A 20,320-nucleotide genomic window follows, 5' to 3' on the forward strand; every position below is an offset into this window, starting at 1 on the left:
TGGAGGTGGTCCCCGTGGGCCGCTGGCGCCGGCACCTGTGATCCGTGCCGCGCGGTCCGTCACGCCGGGGGGGTGCGCACTTCACGCGGGGGCGCGCGGCGGTCGCCGCGCGCCCCGGTGCCGGTCGTGCCTCAGACGTGTGCGAGGCGGGCAGCCTCCACGGCCTCGTTCAGGCGCTGCTCCGCGTCGCGGCTCAGGGAGCTGCGCAGCATGCGCCCGCCGAGCTGGTGCTGCGCCATCTCCTGGACGACCTTGTCGACGGTGATCTGGTCGACGAGGAGGAACAGCACCGCCGAGCCGGGCTCCATCGTCGCGGCGAGGTCCTTCATGAACGCGTCGTCCACGCCGACGTCGGTGGACTTCCCGGCCAGCGCGCCGGTGCCCGCACCGATCGCCATGCCGAGGAACGGGGCGAAGAACAACAGCCCGATGAGGCCGCCCCACATGGCCCCGCTGGCCGCGCCGACGCCGGTGGCGGACGCCGCCTGATGCATCTTGACCTTGCCGTCGGCCTTGACCTCCACGACCGCGGCATCGCGCACGGTGATGAGCCCCTGCCGCTGCAGGTCGATGATCTTCTCCCGGGCCGTCTTCGCCGTGGGGATGTCGCGGTACTCGATCGCGATGATGTCGCTCATGACGCTTCCTCCCACAAGGTGCGGTCTGCTGGAGCCGTGCTCCCGCTTCGGATGTCACCTGCAACGTTCGCCACGCCGACGCCGGATCACCTCGCCCGTGGCGAGTGACGGTCGATCAGCGTCCCGCATGCCGCGCCGCAGGCAGCTGCCGGGTCGGGCAGGCAGGGCTGAACAGGTCCCCGGTCACCCCGGGCTCACCTGGTGACGCGGAAGTGCCTTCTTGTCCCGTAATGCGGCGATCTCCACCATTGAGTAGGTAACCCACGGTAACTCACTTGGAGTGGCATGGAGCACCGCAGGATCGAGACCAACGGCACCGAGCTGCACGTGACGTCGGGCGGTGCCGGGCCGCCGGTGCTGCTCATGCACGGCTGGCCGCACACGTGGCAGGTGTGGCGGCCGGTCCTGCCACTGCTGGCCGGGGCGCGCCGGGTCATCGCGCCCGACCTGCGCGGGCTCGGCGACAGCGCCCGCGCGGCGGACGGCTTCGACGCCGCGACCGGCGCCGAAGACATGCTCGGACTGCTCGACGCCCTCGCGGTGGACCGCGCCGACGTCGTGGCCATCGACGCCGGGGTGCCGGCCGCGTTCCTGCTCGGCGCGCTGCACCCGGACCGAGTCGGCACCAGCGCCGAGATCGTCGAGCGCCTGCGCGCGGACGCCGCCGTCCAGGAGGTCGACGAGCTGCGCCTCGAGCTGCCCTAGGAGTTCGTCCGCGAGGGGTACGAACAGATCCTGCACGACGTGGTAGACAAGGTCGCGCCGGCGCTCGGCCGGCAGCCCGCCTGAACCGATCGTTAAGGATCCCGGCGGCGGTGCCGATGGGACGTGCTGGCGGCGATCGACGGCACCAGGAGGCAGGACATGCGGCGGCCCCGGGGTGTCGACGCACTGCTGCCCGCGGGCGCGGTCGCGGCGGTCCTGGCCGTGCTCGCGGCCCTGGTGCTGCCGACGCACGCGGCGGAGCCGGCGATCGTGTTCGTCGACCTGACGCTGATCGGCGCGCTGACCTACATGTTCCACCGCACGGCCCGCGTGCCGGGGCTCCCACCGCCGACCGCCCGGTTCTGGGCCGGCATGGTCTACGCGATGCTGGTCTACACGCTGGGCATGGCCGTCGACTTCACCGCGCTGCTGGTGACGGCGGTCAGCGGCCGGGCGGTGCCGATGCTCGGCACGGAGCTCGTCTACCCGGTCGCCGGGCTGTTCATCATGTACGCCGTGTTCCGCTACCCGACGGTCGCGCACACCCGGTCGGAGCGGCTGCGGATCGGACTCGACGCGGGCATCGTGCTGGTCGGCGTCGCCTCCTTCGTCTGGTACTTCACGGTCAGCCGCCGCTGGTCACCGGGGCACGGCTGGCTGTCGCTGTCGGAGACCCTCGCGCTGCCGGTGGTCGTGGTGGTCGCCGGGTTCGGCGTGCTGCGGGTCGCGTTCTTCGGCACGCGCCTGCTCACCAGGCCGACCCTGGCGTGCTACGCCGCCTGTATCGCGCTGACCGGGTTCGCCACGACCCTGCCCGGCCGTCCCGGCGCGGTGTCGCTGGGGTCGACGACGCTGCTGCTCCTCGCACAGCTCAGCTCGCTCGCCGGCGCGCTGCTGCAGTACCACTCGAGTCTCAGCGGGACGACCCCGCCACAGGGCGCCGCCCGGCGGCCGTTCAGCGTCGTGCCCTACGGGGCTTCGGCGGCCGCGTTCGGGCTCCTCGTGACCGTGGTCGGGCCCGGGCTGGACTGGCGCCGCTGGGGCGTCCTGGCCGGCACCGGCATCCTGCTGGCAATGGTCACGACGCGGCAGCTCACCGCGCTGCGGGAGAACGGGCAGCTGCTCGCGCAGAACCGGCTGCTGACCGAGCGGCTCCAGCATCAGGCGTGGCACGACGAGCTCACCGGGCTGGCGAACCGCGCGTACCTCGGCCGGCACGTGGAGGAGGCGATCGAGCGGTACACCACGACGGGCACCGACACGGCGCTGCTGCTCATCGACCTCGACGGCTTCAAGGGCGTCAACGACACGCTCGGCCACGAGGTCGGCGACCGGTTGCTGTGCGAGGTCGCCGACCGTCTCGGCAGCGTCGCGCACGACGGCATCGTCTGCCGGCTCGGCGGCGACGAGTTCGTCGTGCTCGCCCCGCTGGACGACCAGGACCTCGCCGAACGGCTGGTCCGGGCCATCTCGGCGCCGGCGGTCATCGGCGCGCACACCACGAGGGTCGGCGCGAGCATCGGCGTCACGTTCGTCAGCCACGCCCCGACCGGCATCGCCGACCTGCTGCGCCGGGCGGACGCCGCCATGTACGCCGTCAAGTCCGCCGGCAAGAACAACTGGCGCCTCAGCGAACCGGACAAAGCACCCCACCTGACCTTGACGCAGTGACGTGACGGGCCGTCTGCGAAGCTGTGGCCCGTGCGAATCTCCGACGAGCCGTTGACCCGGCCGACGACGACGTCGGCGGCGAGGACGGTGAGGCGGACGCTGTCGGCCTCGTCGACCTTGACCGCGCCGTGCGCCCCGTCGAAGACGATGGCACCGAAGCGGCCGACGGCCCGGAACTCGGCGCTGGCCGCCTTCACGTCCAGCTGGGAGCCGGCGGGCAGCTGCACGGTCACGTCGACGGAGCCCGAGCTGCCGAGCAGCTGGTGCCGCACCCCGGCGCCGACCGCGATCCGCAGGACGCCGTCGCCGTATTCGACCGTGGTCTGCTCCGCCACCTTGACGTCGCGGCTCTTCGCGGCGTCGGCGGGCCGGACCTGAACGGTCGTGTCGGCCCGGTCACCGGCGATGAACTGGACGCGGCCCGCGGGGATGTCGAGGACCGCGGAGATCGGGGTGGGGGTGTTGAAGGTCTGCATCGTGCGCTCCTCTGTCCGTTCGACTGGTGAGAGCACGTTCGCCTCCGCCACTGACAGCGGGCTGACAGCGCGCGGACACGTCGTCCCACCCGCCGTCAGCGTGCTGTCGGCATCGCCACAGCGCGGCGGCTGGGATTGACGGCACCGCTCCGCCGGGACAGACTGTCGGTCACAAGTACATAGCCGTGTGTTGATGGGGGAAGTCCGGTCGAAGTCCGGCGCTGGCCCGCAACGGTAGGCGGTGAGCGATGTCTGCTCGCCGCGAGTCCGAATACCTGTCCGACACGCGTCGTCTCCAGCACCTCCCTACCCGTCGTGGCCCACGGGTCGGAGCCACCGGGCATGCCCGGTTTCTCCCGACTGCCAGGGCCGGAGAGGCATCGCCCGATGGCAGTCCCCCGGCACCGCGCCCGCACCCTCCTCACAAGGGTGCTCACCGCGCTCGCCCTGTCCAGCGTCCTGACCGCCACGGCCGTCACGCCGGCCAATGCGGCACCGCCCACCGTCAACCGGCCCGACGCCGCCGCGGGGTGGCTGGCCCGCCAGCTCGTCGACGGCGAACGCTTCGAGGTCGTCTTCGACGGCGTCGCCTACCCCGACCAGGGCCTGACCATCGACGCGATCCTGGCGTCCGCCGCCGCGAAGGTCGCCGGCACGAACGCCGCCAAGGCGACCGGATGGCTGGCCCGGCCGGAGATCCTCACCGGCTACATCGGCGACGGCACCGAGGCGTACGCGGGCGCGACCGCCAAGCTCGCCCTCGCCGTGCAGGTCCGCGGTGGCAACCCTGCCGCGTTCGGCGGCGTCGACCTGATCGCCCGGCTGCGCGGGCTGCAGGCCCCGTCGGGCCGCTTCTCCGACCGGTCGGCGTTCGGCGACTACAGCAACCAGCTCACCCAGGCGTTCTCGCTCCTCGCCCTGGGCCGCACCCCGGCCGGGGCACCCGCGTCCGGCGGCGCGTACCTCGCCGGCACCCGCTGCGCCGACGGCGGCTACCCGCTCTACTACGACCAGCCGACCTGCGTCAGCGACGTCGACGCGACCGCGTTCGCCGTGCAGGCGCTGCTCGCCGTCGGCCGTCCCACCGACGCGGCGCCGGGGGTCGCCTGGCTGGTCTCGGCGCAGGCCGCCGACGGTTCGTTCGCCGATTCCGCCGGTACGGCGAACGCCAACAGCACCGGTCTCGCGGCACAGGCCCTGGCCGTCGCGGGACGGCCGATCGCCTGGCTGAAGGCCCGCGGCTTCCTGCTGAGCCTCCAGATCCGCTGCGGCGCGGACCGGGGCGCCATCGCCTACGCTCCCGGCGGGTTCGACCCGGCGACCGCGGTCCGTTCGACCGCGCAGGCGGTGCCCGGACTGACCGGCTCCGGCCTGGCGACGCTCACCGCGAGCGGATCCCGCGCCGCCGCACCGATCCTGGCATGCCCGTGAACGCCACACCTGGCATGCCCGTGAACGCCACTCCCCACGTGCGCCTGAACACCGCTCCTGGCGTGCCCGTGAACACCAGACCTGGCATGCCCGTGAACACCAGATCCGGCGCGCGCCTGAACACTCCTGGCGTGCCTCTGAACACCAGTTCCGGCATGCCCGTGAACACCACTCCCCGCGTGCCCCTCAACACCGCCGGCGTGCCCCTGAACACCAGTTCCAGCATGCCCGTGAACACCATCCACAGTGGAGGAATCATGCGCCGGCTGCTGTCCGCCGTGTTCGCCGCGCTCGCCGTCACCGCGACGTTCGTCCTCGCCGATCCCGCGCCGCAAGCCGCGCACGCGGCCGCCTGCGCGCCCGGCGCCGGGGTGAGCGTCGTGGTCGACTTCGGCCCGCTCGGCGGTGGGGTCGTGGTCGGCTGCAAGCTCGGTGACCCGCCGACCGGGCTGGCCGCGCTGACCGGCGCCGGGTTCACCGTCACCGGCACGCAGCGCTGGGGGCTGGCGTTCGTGTGCCGGATCAACGGCCAGCCGACGGCGGCGACCGACCCGTGCGTCAACACCCCGCCCGCGTCGGCGTACTGGTCGTACTGGCACGCCACGCCCGGCGGCGCCTGGACGTACAGCAGCCTCGGCGCCTCCTCGTTCAACCCGGCGATCGGCACCGTCGAGGGCTGGCGCTTCGGCTCCGGTCAGGCACCGTCGATCACCGCCCCCTGAGCCACCCGGCCCCGGAGGCGGTGCCCCACGGCACCGCCTCCGTCAGCATCGAAAGGCCCCTCATGCGCCCGCACCGCAGCGCCGCCGTCGCCCTCGCCGCCGCCGTCATCGGCGGCGTGATCGCGGCGAGCGCCGTCGCCGCCCCCAGCCCCGCGCAGCAGACCGCCGGCCGGGACGCCGCCACGTGGCTCACCACCCAGTTCGAGGACGGGGTGCTGACCAACTTCGGGATGCCCGACATCGGCCTGACCGTCGACGCGCTCCTCGCCCTGCGGGCGACCGGCGTCGCCCCGGCCACCGCCGCCGCCGTCGCCGACAAGGTCGCCGCGAACGCCGCGACGTTCAGCTACTACGAGATCGACTACGACGAGGACGGCGACGACGACCGGATCACCGACGCCGGCTCCACGGCGAAGCTGCTCCTCGCCGCCACCGCCGCCGGCCGCGACCCGAGACACTTCGGCGGCCTCGACCTCGACGCCATGACCCGCGGCCTGATCGCGACGGACGGCCCGCACAAGGGCAGGGTCCGCGACACCACACCCGAGGTCTACGGCGGCGACGCCAGCAACACCTTCGACCAGTCCCTGGCCGTGCTCGGTCTGGCCCGCACCGGTGGCGCACCGGTGGACGTCGTCGCCTACCTGATCCGGCAGCAGTGCCAGGCGGGCGGCTTCCGCCTCAACCCGGACCCGACCGGCGCGGCCTGCGCCGACGACGACGCCCCCGACGTCGACTCGACCGCGATGGCCGTGCAGGCACTGCTCGCCACCGGCTCGTCACCCGGGGCCCTGGCCGCGGCCGCGCAGGGCACCGCGTGGCTGAAGGCCAGGCAGGGCGCGGACGGGTCGTTCGTCAACGGACCGCAGCGGCCGGACCCGAACCTGCCCGCCGTCGCCAACAGCAACAGCACCGGCCTCGCCGGGCAGGCTCTCGCCGCCGCCGGCGCCACCGCCGAGGCCGGCAGGGCCGCCGCCTGGGTCGCGAAGCTGCAGCTGTCCGGCGGCGCCGACAAGGGCGCCGTCGCCTACTCGGCCGACGCGTTCGCCGCCGGCGCGATCGACGACATGCTGCGCGACCAGTGGCGCCGCGCCACCGCCCAGGCGCTCCTCGCCCTCGCCCAGGTCCCGCTCGGCGAGATCGGCACGACCCCCGCCGGGTCCCCGTCGGCGTCGCCGTCGGTGTCGGTCCCGCCGTCGCCGTCCGTCTCGGCGTCGGCATCCGCGAGTGCGTCGGCGTCGGCCTCCACGTCACCGTCCGCGTCCGCGTCGACCGGTGCGACGACGGCCACCGGCGGGAACCTGCCGAGAACCGGGCAGCCGATCGTCCAGATGGCCGCGGTCGCCGTCGCCCTCATCGGCCTCGGCATGGCGCTGGTCCTCGCGGCGCGACGACGCCGCACACCATGACCGGCCGGACCGCCCACGCCGCAGCCGACCGGGCCGCCCACACCACGGCCGGCCGAACCGCCCACGCCACGGCCGGCCGGACCGCACGTGCTGCGGCCGGCCGGGTCGTCCGCGCCGGGGCGGCCGTGCTCCTCGCGGCGGTCGCCGGGCTCGCGCTGCCCGCACCGGCGCGGGCCGCCGGGACCACCGGGTACTGCCCCGACGCCACCGGCGTCACGGTCGTCGTCGACTTCCACGAGCTCGGCGGCGGTGTCGTCGTCCGCTGCGCGCCGGGCGCACAGGCCAGCGGGCTGACCGCGTTGCAGGACGCAGGGTTCACGGTCGCCGGCACCAACCGGTGGGGGCTCGCGTTCATCTGCCGGATCAGCGGCAAACCGGCCCCGGCGACGGAACCGTGCGTCGACACGCCACCCGCGACCGCGTACTGGTCGTACTGGCACGCCCCGAACGGCGGCGCCTGGGCCTACAGCCAGATGGGCGTCAAGAACCGCACACCGCCGCAGGGCAGCTTCGACGGCTGGTCGTTCGCCAAGAACCGCACCGAGGGCAACTGGCCGGTCCCCGGCGCCGCACCGAGCCGCCCGGCCCCACCCCCGCCGCCCGCCACCAGCCAGCCGGCCCAGCCGGGCCAGCCCCGTCCGGCGCCGACGACCGCGGCGACCACCGGCGGAGGTCCCGCCACCGGCACGCCCTCCGCCGGTCCGGCACCGTCCTCTGTGGACACGTCGGCATCGCCCGGAAGCACAGCGCCTCCTTCGATGTCGGTCCAGCCGGACGCGGGCGACACCGCGCCCCCTGACGTGGAAGCCACGGGATCGGCGTCCGGCGTGCCCGTCGGTACCATCGCCGGAGCCGCGGTCCTCGCGCTGCTGGCAGCGGTCGGCGGCTACACCGCTTGGCGCCGCCGCACGGGCGAGGACACCTGACCACGATGGGCACACTGCCACGGGCGGTGCATCCGGGGGCGTGGTGGCTGTGGGCGCTCGGGCTGGCCACCGCCGCCAGCCGCACCACCAACCCGATCGTCCTCGCCCTGATCGTCGCCGCGGCCGGGGCCGTCGTCGCCCGCCGCCGCGGCGACGCACCGTGGGCACTGGCGTTCCGGCTGTATCTGATGCTCGGCGGGCTGATCGTCGCGAGCCGGCTGCTGTTCCGGGTCGTGTTCGGCGGCGGGGGCGGCGTCCACGTGCTGTTCACCCTGCCGGAGGTGCCGCTGCCGGCGTGGGCGGCGGGCATCCGGCTGTTCGGCCCGGTCGCCGCCGAGGAACTGCTCAGCGGCCTCTACGACGGGATCCGGCTCGCCGCGATGCTCATCTGCCTCGGCGCCGCCAACGCCCTCGCCAACCCGAAACGCCTCCTCAAGCTCGTCCCCGCGGCCCTGTACGAGGCCGGCACCGCCGTCATCGTCGCGCTGTCCGTCGCCCCGCAGCTCGCCGAGAGCGTCCTGCGGGTGCGGCGGGCCCGCCGGTTGCGCGGTGGTGCGGGCAAAGGCGTGCACGCGCTGCGGGCGATCCTGCTGCCCGTCCTCGCCGACGCCCTCGACCGTTCGCTCACCCTCGCCGCCGCCATGGACTCCCGCGGCTACGCCCGCGCCGGCACGACCCCGCGACCGGTCCGCCTCGCCGGCGGCGCGCTCGTCGTCGGCGGGCTGCTCGGTGTCTGCGTCGGCGTCTACGGCCTCCTCGACGCGACCACGCCCCGCGCCCTCGGGCTCCCCGTCCTCGCCGGCGGCGGGGTCGCGGCCGCCGCGGGCCTGCTGTACGGCGGGCGGCGGGTCCGGCGCAGCCGCTACCGGCCCGACCCGTGGCGGCTGCCGGAGACGCTCACCGCCCTGTGCGGCGCCGGCGCCGGGGCGCTGCTGTTCGCCACCGCCGCCGTCGACCCTGCCGACCTGTACCCGTCGCTGAGCCCGCTCACCTGGCCGCAGCTCGGCGTCCTGCCCGCGCTCGCCGTCGTCGTCGCGGCCGCGCCCGGCTGGCTGACCCCACCGCCGCCCGCGTTCGCCCCAGTACCCGCCGAGGTTGCCGCATGATCGAGTTCGACCGGGTGTCCGTCACCTACGCAGGCGCCGGCGCCCCGGCGATCCGCGACGTCACCCTGACCGTCGGCGAGGGCGAGCTCTGCCTCGTCGCCGGGCACACCGGCACCGGCAAGTCGACGCTGCTGCGCGCCGTCAACGGTCTCGTGCCGCACTTCACCGGCGGCACCCTCGCGGGCCGGGTCACCGTCGACGGCCGGGACACCCGCACCCACCCGCCGCGCGAGCTCGCCGACGTCGTCGGGTACGTCGGCCAGGACCCACTGCACGGCTTCGTCACCGACACCGTCGAGGAGGAGCTCGCCTACGGCCTGGAGCAGCTCGCCGTCCCCGCGCCCGTCATGCGCAAGCGCGTCGAGGAGACCCTCGACCTGCTCGGCATCGCCGACCTGCGGCACCGGCCGCTGCGCACCCTGTCCGGCGGCCAGCAGCAGCGCGTCGCGATCGGCGCCGTCCTGACCGCCCACCCCCGCGTCGTCGTCCTCGACGAGCCGACCTCCGCCCTCGACCCGACCGCCGCCGAGGACGTCCTCGCCGCGATCACGCGGCTCGTCCACGACCTCGGCATCACCGTCCTCGTCGCCGAGCACCGCCTCGAACGTGTCGCGCACGCCGCCGACCGGCTGCTGTACCTCGCCGGTGACGGCACCGTCGTCGACGGCCCGCCCGCCGACATCCTCGCGACGGCGGCGATCGCCCCGCCGATCGTCGAGCTCGGCCGCATCGCGGGCTGGAGCCCGCCGCCGCTCTCGGTCCGTGACGCCCGCCGCCGCGCCGGCCCGTTGCGCGACCGTCTCGCCGGCCACGAACCACCGACCCGTGACCACGGCGGCGACGGTACCGTCGGACTGCGCGCCACCGATGTCGTCGTGCGCTACGGGCGGCACGTGGCGGTCACCGGCGTCGACCTGGACCTGCACGCGGGCACGGTCGTCGCGCTCATGGGCCGCAACGGCTCCGGCAAGTCCTCGCTGCTGTGGGCCCTGCAGGGCGCCGGCCCCCGCCAGCGCGGCACGGTCACCGCCGGCGGTGCGGACCCGGCGGCGCTCAAGCCGGCCGACGCCCGGCGTCGTGTCGGTCTCGTCCCGCAGACCCCGGCCGACCTGCTGTACCTCGACACCGTCGAGGCGGAGTGCGCCGCCGCCGACCGCGAGGCCGCCGCTTCCGCCGGTCGCTGCCGCGCCCTGCTGGACGGTCTCGCCCCCGGCATCCCCGGCGACCGGCACCCCCGCGACCTGTCCGAAGGGCAGCGGCTCGCGCTCGTCCTCGCCGTCCAGCTCACCGCGGCGCCGCCGGTGCTGCTGCTCGACGAGCCCACCCGCGGCCTCGACTACACCGCCAAGCACCGCTTTACCGGCATCGTGCGGGACCTCGCCCGCCGCGGCACCGCGATCGTCGTGGCCACCCACGACGTCGAGCTCGTCGCCGCCCTCGCCGACCGCGTCGTCGTCATGGCCCAGGGCGAGATCGTCGCCGACGGCCCCACCGCCGACATCGTCGTCGCGTCGCCCACGTTTGCCCCGCAGGTCGCCAAGGTCCTGCATCCGCAGCCGTGGCTCACCGCCGCCGACGTCGCCGAGGCGCTGTCGTGAGCCACCCCGTGCGGGTCCGGCCCCGGGCCGCCGCCGTCCTCGTCCTCGCCTCCGCCGCCGGGCTCGCCGCGTTCTTCTGGCCGCTGTTCGTCCCCGCCCAGCCGGAGGCGATCGCTCGTACCGCCGAGGCACCCCTCATCTTCGTCGTCCTCCTGCCGGTCCTCGTCGGCGTCATGGTCGCCGAGCTCACCGGCGGCGGCCTGGACACCAAGGCCGTCGCGATGCTCGGCGTGCTGTCCGCCGTCAACGCCGCGCTCCGCCCGCTCGGCGCCGGCACGGCCGGCATCGAGACCGTCTTCTTCCTGCTCGTCCTCGCCGGCCGCGTCTTCGGCCCCGGCTTCGGGTTCCTGCTCGGCTCCACGTCGCTGTTCGCGTCCGCGCTGCTCACCGCCGGCGTCGGCCCGTGGCTGCCGTTCCAGATGCTGGCCGCGTCCTGGGTCGGCCTCGGCGCCGGCCTGCTCCCCCGCCGGGTCACCGGCCGCGCCGAGATCGCCCTGCTCGCCGGCTACGCCGCGATCAGCGCCTACGCCTACGGCTTCTGCATGAACATGTGGTTCTGGCCCTTCAGCCCCGCCGCCGACACCCAGCTGTCCTACCTGCCCGGCGCGCCACTGCTGGACAACCTGCACCGCTTCGCCCTGTTCACCGCCACCACGTCGGCGCTGGGCTGGGACACCGGCCGCGCCGTCACCAACGCCGCCGCGGTCGCCGTCCTCGGCACCGCCGTGCTGACCGCCCTGCGCCGCGCGTCCCGCCGCGCCGCGTTCGAAGCACCCGCGACCTTCACCGACCGGTCATGAGCCGGACAGCGTGATCAGGGGCGCTTTCAGGGGTCCGCCCGATGCGGGCCGGGGGCCCGGCCGGGGAAGCTGCTCGCATGTCACCAGCGTGGTCCCGGTCCGGCAGCTCCCGCGCGAACCTGACGGTCGTCGCGGTGTCCGGCATCGTGACCGTGCTGCTCACCCGGTGGTTCCTGCAGGCCACCGGCTACCCGAAGCTCGGCGGTGGCGGGCTGCACATCGCGCACGTCCTGTGGGGCGGGCTGCTGCTCGCCGCCGGGCTCACCGTCGCCCTGGCCTACCTGGGACGCCACGCCCGGCTCGGCGCGGCGGTCCTCGGCGGGGCGGGCCTCGGCCTGTTCATCGACGAGGTCGGCAAGTTCATCACCGAGCACACGAACTACTTCTACGCACCCGCCGCCGGCATCATCTACCTGACGTTCGCCGCGCTCGTCGTCCTCGCGACCCGCCTGCGCGGCCCCTCCACCCCCGCGGACCGGTCCGCGGACGCGCTGCGCCGGGCGCTCGACGGCCTGCCGCGCGGCCTGACCGGCGCCGAGCGCGCGGCGGCCGAGGACCTCGTCGCCGGCTCCGATCACGACGTCGACCGGGCCATCGCCACGCTCATCGCCACCATCCCGGAGCGCCCCGACCCGTGGCATCCGCACCGCCGCCGCCTCGCCGCCCGCGGCCGCGCCCTCGTGACCCGCCGCGTGGTCCTGGCGGCGGTCTTCGTCGTGTGCCTGCTGCCGGTCCCACCGATCGCCGGCGCCATCGGCGAATGGGTCACCGGCGGCCTGCACGGCGACCGCGAGATCGGTGCGAGCCTCGCCATGGTCGCCACGGCCGTGGTCGCCGCCGTCCTCGCCGCCCGCGCGCTGCCCCTGCTGCGCCGCCACCGCCTGCGTGCCCTGCGGCTGCTGTACGCGTCGCTGCTGGTCGACCTGCTCACCGGCCAGGCCTTCAAGTTCACGGTCCTGCAGTTCGACGCCACCGTCGGCCTCGTCCTCGACCTGCTCCTGCTCGCCGTCCTCACCACCGAACTGCGCCGCCTGTCAGCCCGTCACCCACCCGACGCGAGCCCCGCGGCGAGCATCCGTGCGTAGCGGGCGATGACGGGATCAGTCTCGGCGCGCTCGCCGGCGATGCGCGACAGGATCCGGCGGAACTCGGCGACGTCCTCGCTGGACAGCTCGTCGAGATATGCGCCGATGGCCTGCTGCGCCCGGACGGCGAAGCGCGGGTCGACCTGGTCCTCGCTCGCGTCGTCCAGCATCTGGAACGCGGCCAGCACGGCCACGACGACCGGGTCGACGTTCACGGAAGGTCGACGCGGGCGTGGCCGTCCTCGGTGAGCCGCATGCGGCCAATCTATCGCCGGACGACGACCAGGACCCGGCGCGCCTACGATGGCGACGGTGACGACGGACGGGGTGCTGATCGGGCGGCTGCTCGACCAGGCGGGGCTCGAGGCCGACGGCGCGGCGACGCCGATGGGCGGGCCGGGCGAGCTCAACCGGCACTGGCTGGTCCGGACCCGGGGCGGTGACCGGGTGGTGGCCCGGGTGTTCGGCTGGCCGTTCGACGACGTGGAGCCGGTCGACCGGTTCGCGAAGGAGGCGTGGCTGCTGGGCCGGCTGGCGGACGCCGGGGCACCGGTGCCGCGGCCGCTCGCGCGGGTCCGGGCCGAGGAGGGCGCGGCGCTGCTGCTGACCTGGGCGCCCGGGCGCCCGCTCGGCGACCTGAGCGACCGCGACGACGCGTGGCAGGCCGCCGGGCGGGCGTTGCGGGCGGTCCACGACACCCGAGTCGCTCCACTGTGGACCCCGGGGGTCGTGGTCGACGGCGGCGTGCGGCCGTTCGCCGGCGGGTGGGGCGGCCACATCGCCGCGCAGGTCGAGCTGCAGGCCGAGCGGCTGGCACCGCACCGGCCGGAGCTGGCCGTGCAGCTGCGCCGCGCGGTCGCGGTCGTTCGGGGCCTGACGCCGTGGCTGGATCGGCGGCCCGTGACGGTCCTGCACGCCGACGCGCACCCGTGGAACGTGCTCGTGGACGGGACGACGGCCACGTGGCTGGACTGGGAGTTCGCCGCCGTCGGCGACCCGCACTACGACGTCGTGCGGATGTTTCTCGGGCGGATGAAGGCGATCGGCGCGCCGCCCGCCGCGTTCCTCGACGGATACGGCGGCAGCCCTCCCGAGGCGGCGCGGCGCGTGTACGAGCTGCACTACCACCTCTGGATGGCCAACGACGCCCGGCACTTCGCGCACCGCGCGACGTACGACGACGCGGCCGCCTACCTGCGTGACCTCAGCGCGCGGCTGGACGCGCTCGAGGCAGCGCCTCCTACCGGATCCACCGCGGCAGCCCGGGATTCGAAGGGGTGGTGATGACGCTGACGGCCCGGCCGGCTGTGACCTGCGCCGTCAGGTGAACCATTCGGGGCGGGTGGTGGCCGCCGGGTCGAGCCGGGCGAGGATTCGCTCCTGCGCGGCGTGCAGGTCGCGGAGCTCGTCGTCGGTGAGCGCGTCGATGACGAGGTCGCGCACGGCGCCGACGTGCGCCGGCGCGGCCTCGACGACAGTGCGCAGGCCCTCGTCGGTGAGCACGGCGCGGATGGCGCGGCCGTCGCCGGGGTCGGGCTCGCGCCGCAGCAGCCCCCGCGCTTCGAGGCGCTTGGCGACGTTGGACAGCCGGGACGGCGAGGCGCTGGTGAGCTGGGCGAGCCGGCTCATGCGCAGGGACCGGTCGGGGCGTTCCGACAGCATGGACAGCACGTGATACTCGAAGAAGGTGAGCCCGGCGTCCTTGTCCAGCTGGGCGTCGAGGGCCGCCGGGAGCACGGTGAGCAGCCGGACCGTGCCCAGCCAGGCCTGCCGTTGCCCGGCGGTGAGCCAGCGCGCTGCGGGGTTCGTCACATGACCACTGTAGTTCAAGCTTGAAGCGTATGATTCATTCAACGTTGAAGTTTCTGGCAGGAGGAGCCGTCATGAGCATCGGACCCGTTCGCCTGAACCACGCCGTGCTGTTCGTCGCCGACCTCGAGCGCGCCGAGCGCTTCTACACGGACGTGTTCGGCATGGCGGTCGTCGCCCGCGAGCCCCGGGCCAACGCGGCGTTCCTGCGCCTGCCGCGCTCCGGCAACCACCACGACCTGGGCCTGTTCGGCGTCGGCGCGCAGGCGCCCCCGAAGCGCCCCGGCGGGATCGGGCTGTATCACCTGGCCTGGCAGGTCGACACGATCGACGAGCTGGAGCAGGCCCGCCTGACCCTGGTCGATGCCGACGCCTACACCGGCGAGTCCAGCCACGGCGCGACGAAGAGTGTCTACGGCACCGACCCCGACGGCAACGAGTTCGAGATCATGTGGATGCTCCCGCGGAGCGCCTGGGGTGAGTACGAGACCGCCGCCCCCGTCGACCGCCTCGACCTGGCCGCCGAGGTCCGCCGCTGGACCGGCGTCGGGACCGCCCGGTGATCTCGCCCGTCGTCGCCACCGCCGGCAGCACCGACCCCGCGTCGCCACTGGTGGTGCTGCTGCACGGCCGAGGCTCGCACGAGGGTGAGATCCTCACGCTCGCCGAGCACCTGCCGGTCGGGCCCGAATACGCGGCGGTCCGCGCGCCGATCCCGGAGGGCCCCGGCTACGCCTGGTTCGTCAACCGCGGCATCGGCCGGCCGGTCGCCGGGTCGCTGCGCATGAGCATGGGCTGGATCCACGGCTGGCTCGGCCTCGTCGCACCGCCCGGCCGGCCGGTCGTGCTGGTCGGCTTCAGCGGCGGCGCCGCGTTCGCCGGCGGTCTGCTGCTCGACGACCCGCGGCGCTTCGCCGGCGCCGCGATCCTCTACGGCACCCTGCCGTTCGACGCCGGCGTGCCGACCACCCCGGCCCGCCTCGCCGGGGTGCCCGTGTTCGTCGCACAGGGCGAGCGCGACACCGTGATCCCGCGCGATCTGCAGGAGCGCACCTGGGACTACCTGACCGGCGAGTCCGGCGCCGTCACCGTCGCCCGCCGGGACCCGGTCGGCCACACCATCGCCGCCCCGGCACTGGCGGCCATGTCGGACTGGCTGCCGTCCCTGACCGACACTCAGCCGTAGAGGTCGGAGACCTCGACGCCCCGGGCGTGCAGGGCCGCGATCTCGTCCGCCGGGATCAGGTCCAGCGGGGCGATCTCGAGCCGCCGCAGGTTGCGCAGCGCCTCGATGCCCCGCAGCGAGCGGATGTCGAACTCGCCGGTCTCGCCGTCCCACTGCGGCCAGACGACGTGCTGGACGGTGTAGCCGCCACCCGCCCAGTGCAGGTGCTCGACGCTGTCGAGCTGCTCCTGGGTCAGCGCGACGCCGAGGACGCGAGCGAGGTTGCCGTCGTCCAGGTGATACTCGTCGAACGGCTCCGCGGTCGGCAGCGGCACGCCGAGCAGGTCGAGGACGGCGAGCTTGAGGACCGGGTCGGCGAACGGCGCCCCGTCCGCGGCCGGCAGCAGCTGGTCCACGTGCACGCCGCGGTCCGCGAGCGCGACCAGCACGTCGCGCTGCGCGGCGACCGGCACCCCATCGCCGCAGCTGATGTCGACGCGGGTGAGCCCGGCACAGGACAGCAGCGGTCCCAGGTCCGCCGAGGCCGTGACGCCCAGGCTCAGCAACGCCAGGGCGGGCAGGCCCGTGAGCGGGACGAGATCCTCGACGGCCGCCTCGGGAAGATCCAGGACGCGCAGCTCAGGAAACGCCGCGATGCCATCCAGGCTGCGGATCGTCGCGTCGGTGCCGTCGGGGACGGCGCCACGCAGCACGGCGCCTCCGGTCCAGCGCGCCCCGTCGACGTCGGCCGCGACGGTGACGTCCCGCAGCTCGCCGTAGCGGGCCTGCCGCTCGGCCGGGCGCAGCCGCGCGAACGCGAGCACCGGCGAGGAGAAGTCGCACTCCAGCAGGGCCAGCCGCAGGCAGTCGTCCATGGGCGCCACGCTACTGGACCGCGGCGAGGGCCTTGACGATGTTGCGCTCCGCCAGGTCCAGCATCCAGTCCCGGTCGGGGAAGTCGGTGCCGGCGATCCGCAGCGGGCCCTCGACGAGCGACAGCACCTGAGCGTAGCGGTACAGCTCCAACCGGTCCTGGTCCAGCTCCACGGGCCGCAGCGCCGGGTAGAAGTCGCCGAAGCGCAGCTGCAGGAACGCGTGCTCCCACTCGACGTCGAAATATGTGAGACCCTCGATGTCGATGAGGACGGCAGCGCCGCCGGGCGTGACGGCCACGTGATCCGGCCCGAGTTCGCCGTGGATCAGCCCGAACGACGTCCGCGGCCGGACCGCGTCACGGAGCTGCCGCACGTGCCCGGCGATGCGGTCGTGCCGGTCTGCGAGCCGCCCGTCGAGCGCGGCGGCGGCGCCGAGATGCCCCAGCGCGCGGGCGACGATGACGTCCTCCGCCGGTCGTTGTCCTGCTGCCGTGCCGGCGGCGACCACCTTGCCGTAGGCCGCGTTGCGCGTCGTGTGCATGCGTTGCAACGCGTCGCCGAGCGCGGCGAGCGGCGCGGCTGCCGCGGCCGGGTCCTCCTGCAGCAGCCTCTCCAGCCGCACCGGACCGACGTCCCCGACGAGCGCGACATCGGCGTCGACGTGGCGGCAGGACCGGTCGAGCGCCAGCAGCTCCGGCACCCCGACCCCGGCCTCGGTCAGGGCGGCGTGCGCGGCGGCGAAGAGCTCCGCACCCGACGCGTCGGTGAACGGGTCGTCCGGCACGGCCGCCGGCGCCGGCGGCCAGTAGTTCTCACCCGCCGCCCATACGTAGAGGACGACGGTGGTGCCGTCGTCGAGGCCGAGCCGGTAGACACCCTTCTTCGTGCCGCCGGTGACCCGCTCCAGCTCGACGAGCCGCCGGTCACCCCCGAAGTGCGCTGCCACCAGTCCGCGCAGATCGTCCGGCCGCAGAAATGCCCGCATCGTCCGCTCCCCCGTCGTTGTCCGGCCCGCCATGCTGCCCGATCCACCACCCGACCGGCAAACCCGACGATCGACCGCGCCGGTCGTCGCGCACCTGGCGCCGTCGGCCTCGCCCGGCGGCCGGCTGGGTATGCTGCGGGCCAACGATCGTCGATGGGTGGGACGGTGGACGCACGTGGCCAGTCCGGTGCCGTGGCATGAGCTTTCGGCGGACCAGATCGAGCGCCTCGTCGCGGCATGGATCATCGCGGACCACCCAGGGTCGCAGCGCGTCAACGGCAGCGGCGGCGACGACGGCGCCGACGTGCGGCAGCCCGTCGACGGCGGGCTCCGCGTCTTTGAGATCAAGAGTTTCCGCGACCTGCTCACGCCCGGGCAGAAGCGCAACATCGGCGACTCGCTGCGCAACGCCGTCCGCCATCAGGCCGGGATGCTGCGATGGACCCTCGTCGTTCCCCGTGACCTGACACCGGCGGAGATCCGCTGGTTCGAGCACGACCTGGCGCCGCTCACGACCGCCCGGATCGACTGGATCGGCCTGACGGAGCTGGAGTCCGGTCTCAGCCGGCACCCGAAGCTGCTGGCGCTGACTCCGGGATCGGCCGAACGCCGGGCGATCGACATCGTCTCCGGTCTCGGCCTTCGGTCGCTGCGAACCCTGGTGATCGTCAGCTCCGCCGTCGGTGTCGTCATTGCCGCCGCGCTCGGCATCGGGCTGTCCGGCCGGAGCTCGGGCGCGACCGGGTCGTCCGGTCCGGCGGCGGCACGGTCCGCGGGCACACCGGACGGCGGAGCGCCACTCGCAGCGGTGACCTCGGCCAGGGCGGTCGGCTGCCGCTCGGGCTGGGTCGTGCCCGATCCGGGCGACACGCCGGTCCCCTTCGACCCGCACCGGCCCCCGGCAAAGGCGGTCCTCAGTGGCGGCGGCGAGGTGACGGTGACCGTGCAGGGCCTGACCGGCCGGTCCGTGGTGCTCCAGTCGATGACCGTCGAGGTGCTGCACCGGTCACCGGCGTTGACGGGCGTGCACCTGCCGTTCGGCTGCCAGGGTGTCGTCCCGCCCAGGAAGTACCGCCTCGACCTCGACGCCGCGGCACCACGGATCACGCCGGAGGCCGGCACGGCGACGTTCCCGTACCGGGTCGACGAGGTCGAACCGGAACAGTTCCTGATCACGCCCGACGTCACGACAGGAGACATCGAGTGGCGGCTGCTGCTGCAGTGGACATCCGGTGCGGACGAGGGAACGCTGATCCTGCCCGAGGCAGGCAAAGCGCCCTTCCGCTTCACGGCGACCACGGCCGCGCGCACGTTCTGCTTCGACATCAACGCATCGGTCTGGCGGCCGTCCTGCTGAGCGGCCTGCTGCTCACGACCGCCTGCACCGCCGAGCCGGAGCCGGCCGCCACACCCACCGCACCGTCGACGGCGGCGTTCGAGCCTCCGAAGTGGAGCCGCGGACCGGCCGGCGAGGCACTGTGGCCGACCCAGGACCAGCAGGAGGCCGGCTGGGACGGCGGGCTGCTGATCGCCGCTGCCGCTCTCCGCGAGCAGCGCCTCTTCACCTCGACGGAGGGCCGTGACTGGCGCGCGACGCTGCCAGAGACCGGAATGCGCCCCGTGACGTGTTGTGGCCGGATGGTGGCCGGGCACGGCGCGGCCGGCTACGTCCTGGGATGGGGATCGCAAGGTCTGACGGTCTGGCGCACCGAGGACGGACGTCGGTGGACGGCGATCCCGCTGCGGCTCGGCGACCTGGCCGGACGAAACCCCTCGGACATCGGCGCCACCATCACGGCCGGCCCGCGCGGCGTGATCGTCGTCGGCCGCGACAACTTCACCCCGCCGAGATATTCCGGCTTGTACATCTGGCGATCCGCCGACGGCCGCTCGTTCGACCCCATGACCCGGCTCGCGAATGGCGACGGGAGCGTGACGGTCAGCGGGGACGTGGAGGCAACCTCGACGGGCTTTCTGCTGAGCATGTCCGACGACAGCGGCGCGACGCTGTTCGAGTCCGGGGACGGCATCCGCTGGCAGGACATCACGGCCGGCCTGAGCGAGTTCAGCGGCGCAGGGTTTCTGAACGGCAACGGATCGACCACGGTCCTGTTCAGTTACGACCCGCAGAGCGGGGAACATCGGGCGTGGTACCGCCGGGACGGCACCTGGCGTCCGGCCACAGTGGACCCCGGCCGTCTCCCCGACGCCGGCGTGGTCCCGGCCGCGCAGCGCCGGATCACGGCGGTCCAGCGCTGGGGCAGCGGCTACGTCGCGATCGGCAACACCGTCCCGGACGAGGGCGAGGAGCCTACCGGCATGGTGTGGTACTCGGCCGACGGCGCCGCATGGACCCGGATGCCCGTCCGCGACAACGGCTTCGACACCGCCGGGTCGCTCATGGACCTCGCGGTCACCGGTCGCCGGGCCGTGCTGATCGCCCAGCCGGTCGACGGCTCGCCGCAACTGCTGACCTGGTTCGCCGGGGCCCCCGCGGCGGTGCACGCGCCCGCGACGGCGCAGCCCTCCGCGCCCGATGCCGCAACCTACGTCGGAGAGTGGAGCGCCCACGCCGCCCTGCTGGTCATCGCCGCCGACCGGACCGGCACCCTCGACTGGCGGACCTACGGCGGCGTGTGCAGCGACATGCGGTGCGAGGGCCACGCCACCCTCCGGCTCGACGTCACACCGGACGGCGTCACGGCGACGATCATCTCCACCACCAGACCTGCCGATTACCCCGAAGGCACGCGCCTTTCCGTGCGTCACAGCGCCGGTGGCAGGCTGAAGGTCGCCGCGGACGGGCACGAGCCGTTGCTCCTGTGCGGTCCCGGCGCGCGTCCCGGCACCTGCGGCGCCTGAGTGCCTGACGGCCGGGTGGTGGACGCCGGCACCGGACCGGCGCCTGACGGCCCGCAC

21 protein-coding genes and 1 riboswitch are annotated in these 20,320 nt (G+C 74.4%); of the genes, 16 read left to right on the forward strand and 5 right to left on the reverse strand.

Annotation, left to right across the window (positions count from 1 at the left end; translation table 11 throughout):
- Positions 1-131: 131 nt before the first annotated feature.
- Positions 132-638, reverse strand: coding sequence for a DUF1269 domain-containing protein (locus ABZS58_RS37265; RefSeq protein ID WP_354788091.1), 507 nt, complete (start codon positions 636-638; stop codon positions 132-134).
- A 285-nt stretch (positions 639-923) separates the two neighbouring features.
- Here ABZS58_RS37265 and ABZS58_RS37270 point away from each other — a divergent pair, with 285 nt between their 5' ends.
- The 11 genes from ABZS58_RS37270 to ABZS58_RS37320 all read left to right on the forward strand — a co-directional run bounded on the left by ABZS58_RS37270 (position 924) and on the right by ABZS58_RS37320 (position 12,567).
- Positions 924-1,343, forward strand: coding sequence for an alpha/beta fold hydrolase (locus tag ABZS58_RS37270; protein ID WP_354788092.1), 420 nt, complete (start codon positions 924-926; stop codon positions 1,341-1,343).
- A gap of 159 nt (positions 1,344-1,502) precedes the next feature.
- Positions 1,503-3,014 carry a GGDEF domain-containing protein gene (locus tag ABZS58_RS37275; protein ID WP_354788093.1) on the forward strand — a complete coding sequence of 504 codons (1,512 nt, stop codon included), beginning with the start codon at positions 1,503-1,505 and terminating at the stop codon, positions 3,012-3,014.
- Between the two features lie 23 nt (positions 3,015-3,037).
- On the forward strand, positions 3,038-3,520 hold the full coding sequence (locus tag ABZS58_RS37280; RefSeq protein ID WP_354788095.1) for a hypothetical protein: 483 nt from the start codon (positions 3,038-3,040) through the stop codon (positions 3,518-3,520).
- A gap of 119 nt (positions 3,521-3,639) precedes the next feature.
- A riboswitch (cobalamin riboswitch) is annotated at positions 3,640-3,789 on the forward strand.
- Positions 3,790-3,877: 88 nt separating this feature from the next.
- Positions 3,878-4,921, forward strand: coding sequence for a prenyltransferase/squalene oxidase repeat-containing protein (locus tag ABZS58_RS37285; protein ID WP_354788097.1), 1,044 nt, complete (start codon positions 3,878-3,880; stop codon positions 4,919-4,921).
- A 224-nt stretch (positions 4,922-5,145) separates the two neighbouring features.
- Complete coding sequence (locus tag ABZS58_RS37290) at positions 5,146-5,643, forward strand: hypothetical protein (RefSeq protein WP_354788220.1); 498 nt, start codon at positions 5,146-5,148, stop codon at positions 5,641-5,643.
- Between the two features lie 62 nt (positions 5,644-5,705).
- Entirely contained in the window at positions 5,706-7,052 is a 1,347-nt protein-coding gene (locus ABZS58_RS37295; protein WP_354788098.1) for a cell wall anchor protein, read from the forward strand.
- Positions 7,049-7,978, forward strand: coding sequence for a hypothetical protein (locus ABZS58_RS37300; RefSeq protein ID WP_354788099.1), 930 nt, complete (start codon positions 7,049-7,051; stop codon positions 7,976-7,978). Before ABZS58_RS37295 ends, ABZS58_RS37300 begins: the two co-directional genes overlap by 4 nt.
- A 5-nt stretch (positions 7,979-7,983) precedes the next feature.
- The gene (locus ABZS58_RS37305; RefSeq protein WP_354788101.1) at positions 7,984-9,084 is read left to right on the forward strand and encodes a CbiQ family ECF transporter T component; all 1,101 of its coding nucleotides are present in this window, start codon (positions 7,984-7,986) and stop codon (positions 9,082-9,084) included.
- Positions 9,081-10,682 (forward strand): ATP-binding cassette domain-containing protein, encoded by a 1,602-nt coding sequence (locus ABZS58_RS37310; RefSeq protein ID WP_354788103.1) that lies wholly within the window; start codon positions 9,081-9,083, stop codon positions 10,680-10,682. Before ABZS58_RS37305 ends, ABZS58_RS37310 begins: the two co-directional genes overlap by 4 nt.
- Positions 10,679-11,482 (forward strand): ECF transporter S component, encoded by an 804-nt coding sequence (locus ABZS58_RS37315; RefSeq protein WP_354788105.1) that lies wholly within the window; start codon positions 10,679-10,681, stop codon positions 11,480-11,482. Before ABZS58_RS37310 ends, ABZS58_RS37315 begins: the two co-directional genes overlap by 4 nt.
- Positions 11,483-11,559: 77 nt before the next feature.
- Entirely contained in the window at positions 11,560-12,567 is a 1,008-nt protein-coding gene (locus ABZS58_RS37320) for a hypothetical protein (protein ID WP_354788106.1), read from the forward strand.
- On the opposite strand, the gene ABZS58_RS37325 is transcribed toward ABZS58_RS37320, so the two are convergent.
- Complete coding sequence (locus ABZS58_RS37325; protein WP_354788107.1) at positions 12,525-12,782, reverse strand: hypothetical protein; 258 nt, start codon at positions 12,780-12,782, stop codon at positions 12,525-12,527. The genes ABZS58_RS37320 and ABZS58_RS37325 overlap by 43 nt on opposite strands.
- 97 nt (positions 12,783-12,879) lie before the next feature.
- On the opposite strand from ABZS58_RS37325, the gene ABZS58_RS37330 reads away from it, so the two are divergent.
- On the forward strand, positions 12,880-13,851 hold the full coding sequence (locus ABZS58_RS37330) for an aminoglycoside phosphotransferase family protein (protein ID WP_354788109.1): 972 nt from the start codon (positions 12,880-12,882) through the stop codon (positions 13,849-13,851).
- 36 nt (positions 13,852-13,887) lie between these two features.
- Here ABZS58_RS37330 and ABZS58_RS37335 read toward each other — a convergent pair whose 3' ends face one another.
- Positions 13,888-14,379, reverse strand: coding sequence for a MarR family transcriptional regulator (locus ABZS58_RS37335; RefSeq protein ID WP_354788110.1), 492 nt, complete (start codon positions 14,377-14,379; stop codon positions 13,888-13,890).
- A gap of 71 nt (positions 14,380-14,450) precedes the next feature.
- On the opposite strand from ABZS58_RS37335, the gene ABZS58_RS37340 reads away from it, so the two are divergent.
- Complete coding sequence (locus ABZS58_RS37340; protein ID WP_354788111.1) at positions 14,451-14,939, forward strand: VOC family protein; 489 nt, start codon at positions 14,451-14,453, stop codon at positions 14,937-14,939.
- Positions 14,936-15,562 (forward strand): hypothetical protein, encoded by a 627-nt coding sequence (locus ABZS58_RS37345; RefSeq protein WP_354788113.1) that lies wholly within the window; start codon positions 14,936-14,938, stop codon positions 15,560-15,562. Before ABZS58_RS37340 ends, ABZS58_RS37345 begins: the two co-directional genes overlap by 4 nt.
- Here ABZS58_RS37345 and ABZS58_RS37350 read toward each other — a convergent pair.
- Positions 15,553-16,416: a hypothetical protein gene (locus ABZS58_RS37350; RefSeq protein ID WP_354788114.1), complete on the reverse strand. Its 864-nt coding sequence runs from the start codon at positions 16,414-16,416 to the stop codon at positions 15,553-15,555. The two genes, ABZS58_RS37345 and ABZS58_RS37350, sit on opposite strands and share 10 nt — an antisense overlap.
- 10 nt (positions 16,417-16,426) lie before the next feature.
- On the reverse strand, positions 16,427-17,401 hold the full coding sequence (locus tag ABZS58_RS37355) for an aminoglycoside phosphotransferase (RefSeq protein ID WP_354788115.1): 975 nt from the start codon (positions 17,399-17,401) through the stop codon (positions 16,427-16,429).
- A gap of 175 nt (positions 17,402-17,576) precedes the next feature.
- Between ABZS58_RS37355 and ABZS58_RS37360 the strand changes: the two genes are divergently transcribed.
- Positions 17,577-18,758, forward strand: a complete 1,182-nt coding sequence (locus ABZS58_RS37360) for a hypothetical protein (protein ID WP_354788117.1) — start codon at positions 17,577-17,579, stop codon at positions 18,756-18,758.
- Between the two features lie 281 nt (positions 18,759-19,039).
- Complete coding sequence (locus tag ABZS58_RS37365; RefSeq protein WP_354788119.1) at positions 19,040-20,263, forward strand: hypothetical protein; 1,224 nt, start codon at positions 19,040-19,042, stop codon at positions 20,261-20,263.
- Positions 20,264-20,320: the final 57 nt, after the last annotated feature.

It is taken from the genome of Dactylosporangium sp. NPDC005555 (genome assembly GCF_040605635.1).
GTDB lineage: Bacteria > Actinomycetota > Actinomycetes > Mycobacteriales > Micromonosporaceae > Dactylosporangium.